General features: G+C 32.7%; 2 protein-coding genes and 1 pseudogene. All 3 read left to right on the top strand.

Annotated elements, in window-relative coordinates; all coding sequences use genetic code 11:
* Positions 1–351, top strand: a pseudogene (locus MV589_RS02005) (hypothetical protein); the annotation flags it as partial.
* An 84-nt stretch (positions 352–435) separates the two neighbouring features.
* The gene (locus MV589_RS02010) at positions 436–1,413 is read left to right on the top strand and encodes a lipid A deacylase LpxR family protein (protein ID WP_297431540.1); all 978 of its coding nucleotides are present in this window, start codon (positions 436–438) and stop codon (positions 1,411–1,413) included.
* Between the two features lie 57 nt (positions 1,414–1,470).
* The coding region (locus MV589_RS02015) for a twin-arginine translocation signal domain-containing protein (RefSeq protein WP_297431542.1) at positions 1,471–2,318 on the top strand (848 nt) is incomplete at its 3' end.

The following is a 2,318-nucleotide window of genomic DNA, read 5'->3' on the forward strand; positions in this document are numbered from 1 at the left end:
GCTTCTGCTATGGGACTTGTAAACTTTCTTAGAATTTTAGGTGGGAGTTTTGGGACTTCCATCGCTACAACAATGTGGGAGAGACAAGGTGATATTCACCACGCAGTTTATAGCGAAAATATTACAAGATTTTCTCATGCTACGCAAGAGTTTATGGACTCTTTGCATCATATTGGCATCCCTGCCCTGCCTACCATCAAGCATATCATAGAGCAACAAGCCTCAACAAGAGCAAATGATGATATTTTACTTATTTCAAGCTACATTAGCATTGCACTTATTCTTTTAATTTGGTTTGCAAAACCACCATTTATGTCTAAAAAACCAAAAATAGTTGTTTTAGAGGAGTAAGTTTTTTATTTTTAAGCAATAATTTACTTTTTAAATAGTACAAATAACTAATCAATTAGTTAATTAATAAAGGTGGGGGACACCATGAAGAGAAAAATTCTTAGCAATATTTTACTTATATCAGCTTCTCTGTATGCTGATAGTGTCTCGTTCACCATCTACAATGATTTCTTTGTGGGACATGATATGCACTTTACTAGTGCTTCTTCTTTAATTTGGGTTGAGAATAACTCTATGCAAAAAAATCCTTATAGTGATACTCTTGCTTCCCTGTTAGAAAAAATTTCCATTCCCCTTGACACTACAAAACATCATAATGCAGGAATAAATCTTGAACAAATGATTGTAACACCCGAAAACACACGCCTAAAAACGCCTCAGTATAATGACTTTCCTTATGCTGGATATCTCTCTCTTTCTACTTTTTTACTTGAATGGAATCAGAGCAGCTTTACTGAATATAATATAGAATTTGGTGTTATTGGTAAAGACTCAGGGGCAGAGTTTATTCAAAATAATTTTCATAAAATCATAGGTAATGAACAACCTAGAGGTTGGAATACACAAATAAATACTCACATTAGCATAAATTTACTTTACCAGCGTGGAGTAAAGTCTTGGCAGGGTACTTTTTTTAATTCAGCAAAAGCTGATTGGTTTAACCATTACGGTGTCAGTATGGGAACATTTGATGTTTCTGCTTTTGGTGGTACAACCATTCGTATTGGACATAATTATATTCAAAACTTCAATACACATTATCCTTATTTAAAAGGGGAAGCGAATTTACTTCACACTAATGATTTAACACATGGTTTTGGTTGGTCAGTAAGTACAGGTTTAGAAACAAAAGCACTCTTATACTCCGCTATTTTAGATGGAGCTCTCAGCGAAGGCTATCAAACTCATAAGCATATTTTTAATGCCTTAGCCTGTTTTTCCACTAGTTTGTATTATGATAAACATCAATTAAGACTTTTTTATGAAATTCCTACGCCATATATAGAAGAAGAGAATAAAATAAATATTTTTGGAGGATTGGCATATAGTTATAGATTTTAGGATTCTTTAATCTTTGAAGATGTACAATTAACTAACCAATTAGTTAAAGGATATAAAATGAAAAGACGTAATTTTTTAAAAGGTGCTGCTCTTGCAGCAGGTTCTATGGCGGTGTTGCCTTCTATGGCAAGTGCGAGTATGATTACACCTAAAAAAGGGGAAAAAGCTCCTTTGGGTGCGGTGACACTCTATTTTGAATTTACTCTTGTGGAAAAATTTAAAGATAATATGCTTTTGCATATAAATGAGTATGCAAAAACACTCCACAGAAGAAAAGGTTTTTTATCTTTAGAACTTAAAAATATGGTTGGTGATTCTACAATGGTTCACAATTACCCTACAAATCTTAAAGGTGTTTTGAGTTCTGCTTATTTTGATGCGAGTAAAGAGGGAAGTATGCCTCTGTTTTATTCACTATTTGTTCGTTTTGAAAACTATCATGATTTATTGGCTTCAAATACAACAAAATGGTTTAAAAAAGTTATTTCAGAATATGGAATGCTCAGTAAAAATTATCATGAAGGTGTTTATAAAACTGTTGCAGCAGGCGATAGAGAACATATTTATACTTCACATAGTGAAATTACAAGATTTTTGAAAAATCAAAAAGATAGAATAACAAATAGATACATAACAGTAAACAATCATGTCAGTATTTTCACAAAAGATGCAGCTGTATTTAACAAGAAAAGCACATCACTACTAAAAGTGGCACAAAATACTTTCCGCCCAGCAAAAGGAGATTATGATTATAATCCAAAATTTCCTGTAGGAATACCAGGATCATATCAAAATCTTCACTACAGAAAAGCGATTTCAACAGAAATTTTACAAAGTGCTTTCTCTGATGGAAATAACAAAACACATTATCTTTTCCATGGTGTTTGGGAGAGCGTATATGATCA

It is taken from the genome of Sulfurimonas sp. (assembly GCF_026991475.1).
GTDB lineage: Bacteria > Campylobacterota > Campylobacteria > Campylobacterales > Sulfurimonadaceae > Sulfurimonas.

Coding starts and splice junctions, on each gene's coding strand:
- MV589_RS02010 (WP_297431540.1), top strand. CDS start 436: ATGAAGAGAAAAATTCTTAGCAATATTTTACTTATATCAGCTTCTCTG.